Consider the following 15094-nt stretch of genomic DNA (forward strand, 5'->3'; position numbering starts at 1 on the left):
CCTTGGCCGGCGCCCTGCTGATGCCCGTCACCCACGCCGCCAATGGCCTCCCTGAACATGCCGAAACCACGCAGATCGACATCGCGGGGCTCTCGGTACCGGTGCTCAAGGGCGGGCTGTACGACCGTTACCGTTCCAACCCGCCGCTGGCGGTGATCCAGGCCGAGGCACCGGGCATCGACCTGAGCTGGTTCAAGGGCTTGGAGAAGACCCGGGTCGACATGGGCTTTACCTCCTATTCGCCGAACTTCTACTACAGGAACAGCCGCGTCACCGCCGTCTATACCGCCGACCTGGACCGCCTGCGCGCCCTGATGCCCGCCGAAGTGCTGGAACAAGTGCAACCGTTGCAGGTGTGGCCGGGGCGCGGGCTGGTGGCGCTTACCGCCTACACCTACGACTACTGCGACAACGACAGCTACAACGAGATCGCCCTGTCGATCATCACCAGCAAGCCCGGCAAGGCGAACTTCGGGCCCTTCTCCCTGCTTGGCCAGTCGATGGCCAAGGATTTCTGGGGTTATGTGCTCAAGCTACCGGTCAATACCGAGCTGGCGCGGGTGCGCGGCGTGGTGGGCTACAACCTGCCCAAGTGGCTGACCGCGATCGACCGCCGCGAGGATGCGCGGGCGGTGACCTACGACATCGGCGATGCGCGCAGCGGCAAGGTGGACGTGATCTTCAGGGCGAAGAAACTCGAGGGGCTGTCCGCTGAACCGGGCCTGGTGACCAACAGTTTCACCAACCTCGACCACAAGGGGCAACTGGCCTACGGCTACGCCACCTCGCGCCAGACCCTGCATGCCTCGAGCATGAGCGGGGATTCGGCGCAGCTGGTGCTTGGGGATGGCGAGCTGTCGCGCTATATCCGCGATCTGCAGCTGGGACGGATGGTCAAGTACGAGTATGTGCCTGAGTTCCAGAGCGCGCTGTATGCACCCAGGCCGCTGGCGGCGCTGGGCTCGAGCGACTGAGACGGAACTGACGGTGCTCGATTCCTGTAGGAGCGGGCTTGCCCCGCGATGAGGCCGGCCATGACTATGCAGTGGCATGGCACCGGCCGAGGCCGGTGTTCGCGGGGCAAGCCCGCTCCTACAAGTCAGTAGCTTGCCGGGCCTTGTCCTGGGCAAGCTCCTCGCGCAGCCGCTCCAGCACCCGTTGCGAGTTGTCCACGCAGGGCATGCCTTCAGGCTTGCTCTCGATCCCCTCGATCACCAGCAGCAACTGCGCCTTGTTGCGCGCCAGGCGTTCCTGCAGCCGCTCGATCTCCTCGACCTTGCGCCTGAGCCCGCCGAGCAGTTCGTCATGCTGCCAGCCCTTGCTCTTGGCAGGCAGCAACTGGCGGATCTCCTCCAGCGAGAACCCGGCAGCCTGGGCGTTGGTGATCATTTCCAGCACCCACACCGCGTCGGCGTCGTAGTCGCGATAGCCATTGGCCTTGCGTTCGACCGAGCTGATCAGCCCGCTGGCTTCGTAGAAGCGGATGCGCGACGCAGCCAGCCCGGTAAGTTTGGCCAACTCTCCTATTCTCATCCGGCACCTTTGAAATTGCATTGACCTTCAAGCGCACTTTAATCCTAGAGTTGTCCGGTGGCCAGGTGAACCATCACCGGCCTGCCCGCTCCACACCCTAGAGACAGGAGAAGCGAAATGGGATACGTCACAAGCAAAGACGGTGTCGAAATCTTCTACAAGGACTGGGGCCCCCGTAACGCCCAGGTGATCTTCTTCCACCACGGCTGGCCACTGAGCGCCGACGACTGGGATGCCCAGCTGTTGTTCTTCGTCGCCGAAGGCTATCGCGTGGTCGCCCATGACCGCCGTGGCCACGGTCGTTCGAGCCAGGTCTGGGATGGCCACGACATGGACCACTACGCCGACGATGTGGCCGCCGTGGTCAAGCACCTGGGCGTCGAGGGTGCGGTCCATGTCGGCCACTCCACCGGCGGTGGCGAGGTGATCCACTACATGGCCCGCCATCCCGAAGACAAGGTGCCCAAGGCCGCGATCATCGCCGCGGTTCCGCCGCTGATGGTCAAGACCGACGGCAACCCCGGCGGGCTGCCCAAGTCGGTGTTCGATGATCTGCAGGCCCAGCTGAAAGCCAACCGGGCGCAGTTCTACCACGATATCCCGGCGGGGCCGTTCTACGGTTACAACCGCCCCGGGGCCAAGGCGGACCAGGGGGTGATCCTCAACTGGTGGCGCCAGGGCATGATGGGCGGCGCCCAGGCACACTACGACGGCATCGTCGCGTTCTCCCAGACCGACTTCACCGAGTCGCTGAAGAAAGTGACCGTCCCGGTGCTGGTGATGCATGGCGACGACGACCAGATCGTGCCCTACGAGAACTCGGGGCCGCTGTCGGCCAAGCTGCTGCCCAAGGGCATCCTGAAGACCTACAAGGGCTACCCCCACGGCATGCCGACCACCCACGCCGACGTGATCAACAAGGACCTGCTGGCATTCTTGCGCAGTTGAGATACCCGTCGGGGGCCGCCGCGCCCCCAACGAGTACTTGATCGAGCAACAACTTTAAAACTTTTTACATATTGGCTACGCGCACTTACAGCTGTTCAACACCCATTAAAATACTTTCACCAAAAACCTCCATATCGGCCACAACTGTTAATTGAATTAACAGGCCACGGGCCAGACAATTAAATACCCCTGCCCCTGGTAACGTCCCGCGTTACCTGGGCATGGTGGTTTCAAACCAACCAGGTACGGCTGCCTTCTCTTGACTCAAGAGTGCGTATGGCTGTGCGCCTGAAACTGCTGTTCGGCCCAACTTTCACACGACTTCTACACCCCTTCACGGGGTGTAAGCCGGGCCCGTCATTGACCGAGGAAACCTATGAACACCCCTGCCACCGTCGCGCTCGACGCTGTCCCTTCAACCCAGGAACGTATCCTGCTGACCGGCGCCACAGGTTTTCTCGGAGGCGCCGTCGCCGCCCGGATGATCGCCGAAGGCCATGCCGGCGCCCTGTGCTTCCTGGTCCGCGCCGACAACCCGGTCCAGGGCCTGCAACGCCTGCGCGACAACCTGCGCCAGCATGGCGTCGATGAGCGCCAGGGACTGGCGCTGAGCGAGTCGCAGATCATCTGCGGCGACTTCCTCGACACCGCCTGGCTGGCCCGCGAGACCCCGCGGCTGATGCAGGTCGACAGGGTAATCAACTGCGCCGCCGTGGCGTCGTTCTCGAAGAACCCCAATATCTGGCCGGTGAACGTCGAGGGCACCTTCGCCTTTGCCCAGGTGCTGAGCCGCTCCGCGCGCCTGAAGCGCTTCCTGCACGTGGGCACCGCCATGTGCTGCGGCCCGCAGCGCGAGTCGCCAATCAGCGAGTCCTGGGAATTCCCCGAGGCCGCCCAACAGCTGGTGGACTACACCGCCTCGAAGGCTGAGATCGAGCGACGTCTGCGTGAGGAGCTGCCCGCCCTGCCCCTGGTGGTGGCGCGGCCGTCCATCGTGGTCGGCCACCGCAGCCTGGGTTGCCAGGCGTCGGGCAGCATCTTCTGGGTGTTCCGCATGGGCTTCGCCCTGGAAAGCTTCACCTGCGGCCTGGACGAACAGATCGATGTGATCCCGGTGGACTATTGCGCCGAGGCGCTGATCGGCCTGACCCTCAAGCCACGCCTGAGTCACGACCTGTACCACATCTCCGCCGGCCATCACTCGGCCTGCACCTTCGCCGAGATCGACGAAGCCTTCGCCCTGGCCAATGGCGCGCAACCAGTGGGCGAGCGCTACCGCAAGGTCGATGTCGACGACCTGAAGTCGCTGGCCAGCCGCTTCGAAGCCCGCATCGGCCCGGCCAACCCGCGCCTGGTGCTGCGCGCACTGCGCCTGTACAGCGGCTTCGCCGACCTCAACTACCTGTTCGACAACAGCCGGCTGCTGGAAGAAGGCATCGCCGTGCCGCCACGCTTCACCGACTACCTGGACGTGTGCGTCAGGTCGTCCAGCGGTGTGAGCATCGCCACGCAGATGCAGTGGGATTTCAAGTAAAAGCCATTCGCCATCCCTGTAGGAGCGGCCTCGTGCCGCGAAAGGGCCGCGCAGCGGCCCCAGCGAATTCTGCCTCTACGCTGAGATCCTGGGGCCGCTGCGCAGCCCTTTCGCGGCACAAGGCCGCTCCTACAGGGAATGCAGCCGCTGGCGGTGATTTACTTAACATGTTCATGAGGCGCATGATCACCACACCTCCTGTGGAGGTCATGCTGTCGCCGTACGCCCTCAGAGATGGACACACTTGGCAGCCTGAAGCAAAACCCTGGCAGCCCCAGGCAAGACACCTACCTGTCGTTAGGTGCTCAATGCCTGCAACCGCCAGCGCTTGTGCAAGCCCTGCTGTCCAACAATTCCAACTGTCCAGGCTGCGCCATGATCAACATCGAAACGCCCACGTACTACACCGCCACCAAGAAGTACAACCTGAGCTTCCCCACCCTGGAAAGCGACATCGACGCCGATGTCGTGGTGATCGGCGGCGGCTTCTCGGGCATCAACACCGCCCTGGAACTGGCCGAGAAAGGCATCACCAACGTCGTCGTGCTCGAAGCCCGCTACCTGGGCTTCGGCGGCACCGGCCGCAATGGCGGGCAGATCATGGCCGGCATCGGCCACGACCTGGAGAAGATCAAGGGCAGCGTCGGCGAGAAAGGCCTGCGCGAGATCTTCGAGATCAGCGAACTGGGCGCCGGCATCATCAAGGAGCGCATCGCCCGCTACCAGATCGACGCCGACTTCTGCCACGGCTACGGCTACATGGGCTTCAACGCCCGCCAGGAAAAGACCCTGCGCGCCTGGGAAAAAGACTTCAAGGCGATCAACGGCAAGGATGAGATCCGCTTCCTCGCCGGCTCGGAGGTCAAGCAGATCATCGGCTCCGACGCCTACAGCAGCGCGCTGCTGCACATGGGCGGCGGCCACGTGCATTCGCTGAACCTGCTGCTCGGCGAAGCCCAGGCCCTGGTCGGCCACGGCGCGCGGATCTTCGAGCACAGCCCGGCCCTGGAGGTGCACTACGGCGAGCGGATTACCGTGCGCACCGGACGCGGCTCGGTCAAGGCCAACAAACTGCTGTGGGCCTGTGACAGTTTCCTCAACAAGCTCGAACCCGAGCTGCATGCGCGCACCGTCAACACCTACGCCTTCCAGCTGATGACCGAACCGCTGTCGGACGAGCAGATCCTGCGCATCAGCCCGATCCGCGGTGCCTACAGCGACATCCGCCCGGTGATCGACTACTACCGCGTCACCCGCGAGAACCGTCTGCTGTTCGGCGCCGCCACCCCGTTCGTGGAACACATCCCGAAGGACCTGAAGGCCTGGAACCGCAACCTGATGCTGAAGATCTTCCCCTACCTCAAGGACGTGCGCATCGACCTGGCCTGGGGCGGACCGATGGCCACCAGCGCCAACCTGTTCCCGCAGATCGGCACCCTGAGCAACCGTCCCAACGCCTTCTACGTGCAGGGCTATTCGGGCTTCGGCGTCACCCCCAGCCACATCATTTGCAAGATCCTCGCCGAAGGCATGAGCGAAGGCTCCAGCCGCTACGAGCTGATCAGCTCGGTCAAGCATGCGCGCATCCTCGGCAAGGACCACATCCGCCCGCTGCTGCTGACCGCCGGCAAGACCGTGCATCAGCTGTCGGGCTTCTTCAACGGCCGCCGTTGATTCCTTTTGAACAACACCAGGAGAACCACCATGACCCTCACCGCCGTCCGCCAGGGTGTGCAACTGTCCGAACTCGACGCCTGGGGCACCGTTGCCGACCTCGGCTCGACCATCCTCGAAGGCGAGGTCAAGTGCTACGGCAAGATGACCCATGGCGCCCCCACCGACCCGGTCAGCAGCGCCTACTTCGGCACCACCCAGGGCAAGTTCCGCATGGTCTACCCGTTCAGCGAGCAGGCGGTGATCGTGACCGGCGAGATCCAGCTGACCGATGAATCCACCGGTCAGGTGACTCGGTACAAGGCAGGCGATGCCTGGTTCGTGACCAAGGGCACGCCGGTGCTGTGGGAAGTGCTGAGCGAGACCTTCGTCAAGCATTACCTGGCGATTGCCTGACGAAACGCCCCCGCGATAGCGGCCGCGGATACATCCTCGTCAGGCAGATTAATACTATCGCGGGGCAAGTCGCATCGGCGCACCGCCGCTCCCACGGGTTCGATGAGTACCTTGTGGGAGCGGCGGTGCGCCGATGCGACTTGCCCCGCGATGACCATTACCGCCCCGGCTTCAGGGCCATGGCCCGGAAATCCTTCGGCGACTGCTCGAAATGCTTCTTGAATGCCCGGCTGAAATGCGCCGAGTCGGTGAACCCCCACTTGTAGGCGATCGAGGTGATCGACTCGCGCTTGAGGAACGGGTTGGACAGGTCGTCCGCGCTGCGCTTGAGCCGTGAGCGCTGGATGTAGCGACAGACGCTGTCGCCCTCCTCCTCGAACAGGCGATACAGGTGGCGTACCGAGATGCTCAGGCGTTCGGCCAGGTTGGCCGGGGTCAGGCCCGGCTGGCCCAGCGACTCGTCGATGACCTTCTGCACGTAGCCGCGCAGGCTGGCGCCGCTGAGCCCGGCGAGCGACCCGGGATTGTCGTCGCCGCGCTCGAAACCCGGCTCCAGCAAGGCGATGAACGCCGCCTGCAGCGCCTCGCCCTGGGTTGCCCCGGCCTCGTCGCCCTCGCGGCACAACTGGTCCATCAGCAGGTGCAGCATGCGCCCGCAGGCGTTGGTCGAGGAAATCTTGCCGAAGGTCGCGCCCTGCCCGGTCACGTGCTTGCGCACCTGCTCGCGGGACAGCGACAGCGAGACATGCTCGATCAGGCCGAACGGGGTGATCTCGCACGGGCCTACCGAATCCATCAGCAGCAGCTCGCCCGGTGACAGCTGGATACTCACGCCGTCCTGGGTGATCTGCGAGTAGCCCATGCGTTGGCTGACCAAAAAGCAATGCTGGTCGTCGTCGCGGTCGGGGTTGTCGCCAAAGCGGCGGATGGTGCCGGCGTTGGTACGCAAGTTGGCCAGGGCCAGACCGGCGCGGTTGTAGGTCGAGATCTCGCCGATGAACAGCGAGCGGTTGAAGGCCAGTTCGGTCTGGAACCGGCCGCAGACCTTCTGCATGGCCGTGGTCCAGCGCTCCAGGCCGTCCAGGGCGGGTCTGGCGTTGCACTGAGTGACGGGTTGGGGCATGGCAACCTCCACACGCGGGCGTTGTTGTTATGCGCTAATTGTTAACATGTTATCAATGAGCGTACAACTGTCATCGTTCGCAGGAGGCTTTAGGACGGTGGGAGCGCTTCTCGGCACAAGGCCGCTCCTACAGGAGGAGGCGATCGTCTGTAGGAGATTACACAGCCCTTACGGGCTGCTGTCGCGCAGGAAACAGAGTTCCAGCGTGGGAGCGGGCTTGCCCCGCGAACACCGGCGAAGCCGGTGCCATACACCGCATCGCGGGGCAAGCCCGCTCCCACGCTACCCAGTCAAATCAAAGAATTATGTTTTGTTCCATGAGAGCGGCCTTGTGCCGCGAAAGGGGCGCGAAGCGGCCCCAGGTTCAAAGATCGCGAAGCATGCGCTCCAACGCATCAAATACCTGCCAGAGGTGCTTGCGCTGTTCAGCGTCGAGGGGAATGTAGCGGCGCAAGGCGGGCATCCGGTTGACCACCTCGCTGGCGCCCATGTGCTCTAGGGTTACCTGCCACTGGCCGTCCTGGCAATCGATGGCCAGGCGCTTGAAATCCAGGGGCATCAGGATGGCGTGAACCGCTGCGAGACGCGCGTCGAGGCGCTCGAACAAGGCCTGGTCGCCGCCCCGCCGTCGGCAGGTAACACCACTGCGGCGCAGCGCGCCGGTGTGGTGCAGTTCCGCCCGCAACCTGCCCTGGTCGCGGGCAGGCACGCGCAGGATGAACTCGCACATCACCAGGTGCATCAGCAGATGACTCTCGGTGCGCTCACGTACTTCGATCCGAGGGCCATCCTCGCGGTAGGTAAACGATGTTGCGGATTGCAAATCCGTCAATCCCAGGTTTCGCCCCACCCGCTGCAAGGTCGCCCCAGGCCGGTATCCAGCCGGGGCGCGCGGGCCGGTCAGGTGTTCAAGCCAGCTTGCCGACATGCTGCACCTGCTCGTTGTGAGAATGACCGGGCTCGGCGGCGAACTCCTTCTCCAGCACGTCCTCGACCCGCGCCGGGCGGAACGGGTTGACCTTCTGCACGCACAGCGTCCAGAACAGCGCATAGGCCGCAGTGGCGCCGAGCATCACGGCGAACGGCAGGTAGACATCGGCCGGGTTCATCCCCGGCGGGGTGATGAACCACATGCCCAGCAGGATGCCGATGCTGGAGACGATCTGCGGCAGCGGGAACAGCGGCGAACGGTAGGCCCGCGGCAGGTCCGGGCGGCGGATGCGCAGGATCACCACCGACAGGGTCACCAGCAGGTACGCGGTGCTCCAGGCACACACCGCCGCCAGCACCAGGTGCAGGATGTTGTCGGTGTTGCCGCCCAGGTACCAGGCGTGCAGGCACGGGATCAGCGCCACCACCAGGATGCACAGCAGCGGCGTCTTGAAGCGTGGGTGGAGGTAGGTGAACACCTTGGGCAGCGCCCCGTCCACCGCCATGCCGTAGAGAATCCGCGGCACCCCGGCCATCAGCGTGTTGATGGTGGCGGCGCCGGCGAAGAGGAAGCCGATGCCCAGCCACACCGGTCCGATATCGCCCATCACCTGCTCGGCGAAGTGCGGGATGGCCATGGGCGTGTCCAGCAGGTGCACGCCGCTGGCGGCGTCGAGCACGACGTTCTCCACCTGGCGCTTCATCGCCGCGCCGTAGATGAACATGCAGCTGGCCACGCCGAACAAGCCCAGGGCCATGGCCTTGGGCATGACCCAGGCCGAGCGGCGCAGTTCCGGCGCCAGCGGGGTGACGAACTCGCAGCCGACGAACATGAACATGGCCATGCCCACCAGCGACAGGATGGTCATCAGGTCGGTGCCAACCAGCGACACGCCGAACGGCCCTTCCAGCTCCACGGCTGGCGCGGCGATCAGGCCAAGCACGCCGAACACCATCAGCGTGGTCCACATGCCGAAGGTCAGCACCACTTCGGCACGGCCAAAGGCGCTTACGCCGAAAGCGTTGAGCACGCCGAACACCAGCACGAAGCCCACTCCCAGCAACCAGGATCCGCCAGCCGACTCGGCCAGGGTGTTGAGGTGCTCGAAGTTCACCAGGGCCATGACCCCGGAGAGGATGGTCTCGGCGGTGCCGGCGAACACATGCACGATCAGGTAGGCCGAGAGGGTGCCGGTGATCGCAAAGAACCGACCCAGGCCGCAGTTGATGTAGTCGTAGACGGAGCCGGTGGTCGGCAGGATCGCCGCCGCCTCGGCGAAGGTGGTCGACTGCGCCAGCATCATCACCGCGGCGATCACCATGGCCACGGCGAAGGCGCTGCCGCCAATGCCGAAACCCATGGTCGCGGTGAGGATCACGGGGCTGGCCATGATCAGGCCGACGGTGCTGGCCAGCGCGGTGGGAAAGCCGACGCTGCCACGGTTGAGGTGCTCGGTGAGCTTATTGTTTATTGTCATGGGTAGGCCCTGGGTGGACGAGGGAAAGATGATCGCTTGCCCGGCGCGCCGCAAGTGCTGGCGAACGCCGGGCCTGCCCCGCGATGAGCTTGACACCCATTGCCGGCATTACCCCTTCACTTTGCGGCCTCCTCCCAGGCGGGGTCTTGCCACAGCCTGCCGCCGATCTTGCCGCTCCCTGCCAGCCCTGCTGCATGCCCTGGGGCCTGCGTGCCGACGATTGAACCTCGACGCGATCCTCGCCGGCCCTATTCCACCGCCTCGAATGGCAGCCCCACATAGTTCTCGGCAATATTGGCAAGGCCGACCGACGAGCCCAGGTAATACTCACGATCCGCCTCCTGCATCTTGCGGTCCCAATCATCCTGGTGCTCGCCAAAATCGTGCAGCAGCCGGGTCATGAACCAACTGAACCGCTCGCCCTTCCATACCCGTCGCAAGGCCATCGGCGAATACTCGGCCAGCAGGTCGGTGCGACCCTCGCGGTACACCTTGACCAGGATCCGGTACAGATAGTTGACGTCCGACGCCGCCAGGTTCAGGCCCTTGGCACCGGTGGGCGGGACGATATGGGCAGCGTCACCGACCAGGAACAGGCGGCCATGCTGCATGGGCTCGAGCACATGGCTGCGCAGCGGCGCGATGCTCTTCTCCAGCGCCGGCCCCGTGACCAGCTGCGCGGCCACCTCCGCCGGCAGGCGTGCCTTGAGCTCTTCCCAGAAGCGCGCGTCGGACCAGTCCTCCACCCGCTCCTGCAAGGGCACCTGCAGGTAGTAGCGGCTGCGGGTCTGGGAGCGCTGGCTGCACAGCACGAAGCCACGTTCATGGTGGGCGTAGATCAGCTCGTGGTTGACCGGCGGGGTGTCGGCCAGCAGCCCCAGCCAGCCGAACGGGTAGACCCGTTCGTAGACCTTCAGCACATCGGCCGGAATGCTCTGGCGCGCTACACCGTGGAAGCCGTCGCAGCCGGCGATGTAGTCGCAGTCGACGCGGTGCTGGCGACCGTCCCTGTCGAAGGTGAGGTAGGGACGCTCACCGTCGATGGCATGGGGCCGGACATTGTCCGCCGAATAGATGATCGGCGCCCCGCTGGCCTGGCGCGCCTGCATCAGGTCGCGGGTGACCTCGGTCTGGCCGTACACCATCACCGTCTTGCCACCGGTCAGCACCTTCAGGTCGAGGCGCTGGCGACGGCCATTGACCAGCAGTTCGACGCCTTCATGCACCAGCCCCTCACGGTCCATGCGCTCGGCCACCCCGGCTTCGCGCAGCAGGTCGACCGTGCCTTGCTCGAGCACCCCGGCGCGGATGCGCCCCAACACATAGTCCGGGGCCTGGCGTTCGACGATCAGCGTGTCGATGCCCGCACGGTGCAGCAGCTGGCCCAGCAGCAGGCCAGAGGGGCCGGCGCCGATGATTGCAACCTGAGTCTTCATTGTTGTTGTCTCGCGATGACGATGCCGGCCGGTACTGGCAATGGCCGTACACCTGCTGTTAGGGTTTGCACCTGTATTTTTACTGGCTAACCTGGCGCGAAACGTGTGATATCTGCGCTAAAAACTGTACTTTTACAAAATTCGTTCGATTAACGGACAGCCTTTCATGAACACCCCGCTCCCCGGTATCCCGCTGTTCCAGCTGTACGGCGAACACCACGCCTGGCCGGACACCGACCTGCTGCACTGCGAGTCGATCCCGGCGCGCAGCCGCCTGCACCATTGGGAAATCAAGCCGCACCGGCATGCCGAACTGTTCCAGCTTCTTTATGTGCAACGGGGCGAGGCCCAGGTGGAGATCGAGGGCGAGCGCCGGGTGATTCGCGAGGCGGCGATCCAGGTGGTGCCGCCGCTCACCGTGCATGGCTTTCGCTTCAGCGCCGATATCCAGGGGCATGTGCTGACCTTCGGCACGGCCCTGGTGGTCGACCTGGAGCAGCGCCTCGGCGCGCCCTTGAGCGTACTGGCGGCCCCCCGCTGTTACCCGCTGGGCCAGGACCGTGTGCGCCTGCACGGACTGATCGACACGCTGCAGCAGGAGTACCAGGGCAGCGCACCGGCGCGAGGGCCCATGCTGCAGGCGCTGGTCACCGCGTTGATGGTCTGGATTCACCGCCAGCAGCGCGCCCTGCCGGCGCGCAATCAGGACGAACGGGACCAGCAACTGCTGGGGCGTTACCTGCGCCTGGTCGAGGCGCATTACCGCGAGCACTTGGCCGTGGACGTATTCGCCGGTCGGCTGGGCATCACCAGCCTGCAGTTGAACCAGCTGTGCCGCACGCTGGCCGGGCAATCGGCGTTGCAGGTGATCCACCAGCGCCTGCTGCTCGAGGCGCGGCGCAACCTGGCGTATACCCGCATGAGCATCGGCCAGTTGTCCGACAGCCTGGGGTTCAGCGATCCGACCTACTTTGCGCGGTTCTTCAAGCGGCTCGATGGCCAGACGCCCAAGGAATATCGCAGGTCGGTCAATACCTGAACTTGCGCAGTCCCGGTAGGAGCGGCCTTGTGCCGCGAAAAGGGCCGCAGAGCGGCCCCGGCGATCTTTGCTTAAAAGCTGAATCCTGGGGCCGCTCAGCGGCCCTTTCGCGGCACAAGGCCGCTCCTACAGAGAGCCAAATCCCTTGGCAGCCTGCTTGACGTATACGTCAACCTGGCATTAGGTTACTCGCATTCCCTCCCCCGAGCCCAAGCATGAGCAGCCAGACCTACAGCATCTCCGATTTGTCCCGCGAACTGGACATCACCACCCGCGCCATTCGCTTCTACGAGGAACAGGGCCTGCTCAGCCCCGAGCGCCGTGGCCTGGAGCGCATCTATTCGGCACGCGACAAGGTCACCCTCAAGCTGATCCTGCGGGGCAAGCGCATCGGCTTCTCGCTGGCCGAGTGCCGGGAGCTGATCGAACTCTACGACCCCACCAGCGGCAACCAGAAGCAGCTCACCAGCATGCTGGCCAAGATCGCCGAACGCCGTGCCCAGCTCGAACAGCAGATGCTCGACATCCAGCAGATGCACCTGGAGCTGGACACCGCCCAGGAGCGCTGCGAGCAGGCCCTGGCCGCCACCCTGAACCCGTCGCACCCCCACCGTTGATCCGCCACAGGAAGCCCGCCATGTCATTGCCCAAGAATGTCCGCCTGGTCGAAGTCGGCCCGCGCGACGGCCTGCAGAACGAAGCCCAGCCCATCAGCGTCGCCGACAAGGTGCGGCTGGTGGACGACCTCACCGACGCCGGTCTCGGCTATATCGAAGTGGGCAGTTTCGTCTCGCCCAAGTGGGTGCCGCAGATGGCCGGCTCCGCCGAGGTGTTCGCCGGTATCTGCCAGCGCAAAGGGGTCACCTATGCGGCCCTGGCACCCAACCTGCGCGGTTTCGAGGATGCCCTGGCCGCCGGGGTGAAGGAAGTGGCGGTGTTCGCGGCGGCCTCGGAAGCCTTCTCGCAGCGCAACATCAACTGCTCGATCAGTGACAGCCTCAAGCGCTTCGAGCCGATCATGGACGCCGCCCGCAGCCAGGGTGTGCGGGTGCGCGGCTATGTGTCCTGCGTGCTCGGCTGCCCCTACGAGGGACGTATCAGCGCCGAGCAGGTCGCGCCGGTGGCCCGCGCCCTGCACGACATGGGCTGCTATGAGGTGTCGCTGGGCGACACCATCGGCACCGGCACCGCCGGTGACACCCGCCGCCTGTTCGAGGTGGTCGCGGCCCAGGTACCCCGCGAGCAACTGGCCGGGCACTTCCACGATACCTATGGCCAGGCCCTGGCCAATGTCTACGCCAGCCTGCTGGAAGGCATCAGCGTATTCGACAGCTCGGTGGCGGGCCTGGGCGGTTGCCCGTACGCCAAGGGTGCCACCGGTAACGTGGCCAGCGAGGACGTGGTGTACCTGATGCAGGGGCTGGGCATCGAGACCGGGATCGACCTGGACAAGCTGATCGCCGCCGGCCTGCGCATCAGCGAAGTGCTGGGGCGCGCCACTGGTTCACGGGTGGCGCGGGCACGTGGCGTGCGCTGAGTCATACGCCTGTCACACAGGTGTGGGCGGAGTGTTACCGCCTACACGCTTTGCAGAAAAAAATCGGGTAACAGGGAAACAATTCGACAGAATTTCACGTGCCAGCTTTCCCTCAAAAATCATCAAACCATTGATTTTAAAGGACTTTAAAAAGTTGGCACGCCACCTGCTATATCTTTTGGCATAACAAGAACAAAAAACGCGATACCCAATAAAAACAACAGTAAACGGCTCTGACATAACAAGAACAACACGGCAGAGGCGTAGCAAGCAGATTTTTTTGGAGTCGACGTGCTTTCCAGGGGTTTCGGCCCCGCAGCCTGACACAGAACAATAAAACTACCTCCAAGGTAGCGGCAGTCAAGGTTGGATCACGTTGCATGAACGCAGGTCAGCGCTCAAAAAAATACGTTTGCTCTTGGCCCCGGTTGGGGGCCCCGCAATGCAGAGACAAGCGCCGACAAAAACAACAACAGGCCCGTCTCCAATAATAAGAAAAGAGCAGGCAACAACGCTTATGAGGGGAGCTTCGGCTCCCCTCAGTGCTTCCTGCCCTCCTCGTCTTCCTCGCCTTTCTTTTCCCTCGCCTCGCCCTCGACCTTGTCCACCAGCAGCGGCATGCTGGCCAGTACCAGCAGCGCCAGCACGGTGCTCACCAGTGCCGTGGCCTCGCGCCCCATACCTGCGGCCGTACCGATGGCGGCAGTCATCCACAGCCCGGCGGCGGTGGTCAGGCCCTTGACGTGGCTGGTGTCCTGGCCGTTACCCTTGAGAATCGTGCCCGCCCCGAGAAAACCGATGCCGGCGACGATACCCTGGATCACCCGGCTCAACGCCTGCTCGTCGGCGCCGGCCATGCTCGGCGCCAGCACGAACAACGCCGCCCCCATCGACACCAGCATGTGCGTGCGCACTCCGGCCGCCTTGCCCTTGCTCTCGCGCTCGAAGCCCAGCACCGCCCCCAGCAGGGCCGCCATCAGCAGGCGGATCAGGATGCGGGCGACCTCGCGCTCGTCGGTGACATCGGCGAACTCGGTCTGCAAGGCCTCGAGCATCGATTGCCAGAATGTGTCCATCGCTTGCCTCCGGTGTCCCCGATCCTTGTGGAAGATCGCCTGTCGCGCAGTTCGCGCCCCTGTGGGAGTGGGTTTATCGGACCGCCGCGAACACCGGCGCAGCCGGTGCCATCCACCTCTTTGGATTCTTCGCGGGTAAACCCGCTTCCACAGGGTGTGCTTCCCTGTGCGATCTCCTACAGATGACCGCGACACAAGCACCTCGTGCCTTGCACCCCGCCCAACGGCCCCAAGCACGCTGCGACGAAGGTGCGGTGGATAGCCGCAGGCATCTGCAACCAATTGCTCAAGGCTGCTAAATCCAAGGCCTGAGCAAATCAACCCATCATCTGATATGGTTTTTCTCTCAATACCTGGGCCTGTGCTGAAAACAGATCGGGGGCCATAGTG

General features: G+C 64.2%; 14 protein-coding genes. 8 read left to right on the plus strand and 6 right to left on the minus strand.

Going from position 1 to position 15094, the window contains the following annotated elements:
• Nucleotides 1-20 precede the first annotated feature (20 nt).
• Complete coding sequence (locus ACZ899_RS08135) at nt 21-974, plus strand: acetoacetate decarboxylase (ADC) (RefSeq protein WP_234562322.1); 954 nt, start codon at nt 21-23, stop codon at nt 972-974.
• A gap of 118 nt (nt 975-1092) precedes the next feature.
• Here ACZ899_RS08135 and ACZ899_RS08140 read toward each other — a convergent pair whose 3' ends face one another.
• A complete protein-coding gene (locus ACZ899_RS08140) occupies nt 1093-1533 on the minus strand; it encodes a MerR family transcriptional regulator (protein ID WP_203646976.1) in 441 nt (146 codons plus the stop codon).
• A 117-nt stretch (nt 1534-1650) separates the two neighbouring features.
• On the opposite strand from ACZ899_RS08140, the gene ACZ899_RS08145 reads away from it, so the two are divergent.
• The 4 genes from ACZ899_RS08145 (at nt 1651) to ACZ899_RS08160 (ending at nt 6085) form a co-directional block, all read left to right on the plus strand.
• Nucleotides 1651-2481: an alpha/beta fold hydrolase gene (locus ACZ899_RS08145; protein WP_203646978.1), complete on the plus strand. Its 831-nt coding sequence runs from the start codon at nt 1651-1653 to the stop codon at nt 2479-2481.
• A 376-nt stretch (nt 2482-2857) separates the two neighbouring features.
• Nucleotides 2858-4015, plus strand: coding sequence for a cationic peptide resistance protein CprA (gene cprA, locus ACZ899_RS08150; protein ID WP_234562304.1), 1158 nt, complete (start codon nt 2858-2860; stop codon nt 4013-4015).
• Nucleotides 4016-4390: 375 nt separating this feature from the next.
• Entirely contained in the window at nt 4391-5689 is a 1299-nt protein-coding gene (locus ACZ899_RS08155) for an NAD(P)/FAD-dependent oxidoreductase (protein ID WP_234562305.1), read from the plus strand.
• A 30-nt stretch (nt 5690-5719) separates the two neighbouring features.
• Nucleotides 5720-6085, plus strand: coding sequence for a cupin domain-containing protein (locus ACZ899_RS08160; protein ID WP_050705511.1), 366 nt, complete (start codon nt 5720-5722; stop codon nt 6083-6085).
• A gap of 157 nt (nt 6086-6242) precedes the next feature.
• Here ACZ899_RS08160 and feaR read toward each other — a convergent pair whose 3' ends face one another.
• The 4 genes from feaR to pobA all read right to left on the minus strand — a co-directional run bounded on the left by feaR (nt 6243) and on the right by pobA (nt 11052).
• The gene (feaR, locus tag ACZ899_RS08165) at nt 6243-7208 is read right to left on the minus strand and encodes a transcriptional regulator FeaR (protein WP_234562306.1); all 966 of its coding nucleotides are present in this window, start codon (nt 7206-7208) and stop codon (nt 6243-6245) included.
• 364 nt (nt 7209-7572) lie between these two features.
• Nucleotides 7573-8136 (minus strand): DUF3156 family protein, encoded by a 564-nt coding sequence (locus ACZ899_RS08170; RefSeq protein ID WP_234562915.1) that lies wholly within the window; start codon nt 8134-8136, stop codon nt 7573-7575.
• Entirely contained in the window at nt 8117-9616 is a 1500-nt protein-coding gene (locus ACZ899_RS08175; protein WP_234562914.1) for an APC family permease, read from the minus strand. Before ACZ899_RS08175 ends, ACZ899_RS08170 begins: the two co-directional genes overlap by 20 nt.
• A 248-nt stretch (nt 9617-9864) precedes the next feature.
• Nucleotides 9865-11052: a 4-hydroxybenzoate 3-monooxygenase gene (gene pobA, locus ACZ899_RS08180; protein ID WP_234562913.1), complete on the minus strand. Its 1188-nt coding sequence runs from the start codon at nt 11050-11052 to the stop codon at nt 9865-9867.
• A 166-nt stretch (nt 11053-11218) separates the two neighbouring features.
• On the opposite strand from pobA, the gene ACZ899_RS08185 reads away from it, so the two are divergent.
• The 3 genes from ACZ899_RS08185 to ACZ899_RS08195 all read left to right on the plus strand — a co-directional run bounded on the left by ACZ899_RS08185 (nt 11219) and on the right by ACZ899_RS08195 (nt 13628).
• The gene (locus ACZ899_RS08185) at nt 11219-12091 is read left to right on the plus strand and encodes a helix-turn-helix domain-containing protein (protein ID WP_234562912.1); all 873 of its coding nucleotides are present in this window, start codon (nt 11219-11221) and stop codon (nt 12089-12091) included.
• 215 nt (nt 12092-12306) lie between these two features.
• A complete protein-coding gene (locus ACZ899_RS08190; protein ID WP_028692177.1) occupies nt 12307-12708 on the plus strand; it encodes a MerR family transcriptional regulator in 402 nt (133 codons plus the stop codon).
• A 20-nt stretch (nt 12709-12728) separates the two neighbouring features.
• Nucleotides 12729-13628, plus strand: a complete 900-nt coding sequence (locus tag ACZ899_RS08195) for a hydroxymethylglutaryl-CoA lyase (protein WP_234562911.1) — start codon at nt 12729-12731, stop codon at nt 13626-13628.
• A gap of 539 nt (nt 13629-14167) precedes the next feature.
• Here ACZ899_RS08195 and ACZ899_RS08200 read toward each other — a convergent pair.
• Entirely contained in the window at nt 14168-14704 is a 537-nt protein-coding gene (locus tag ACZ899_RS08200) for an MgtC/SapB family protein (protein ID WP_203646987.1), read from the minus strand.
• Nucleotides 14705-15094 lie beyond the last annotated feature (390 nt).

The organism is Pseudomonas sp. TE31087 (assembly GCF_057284075.1).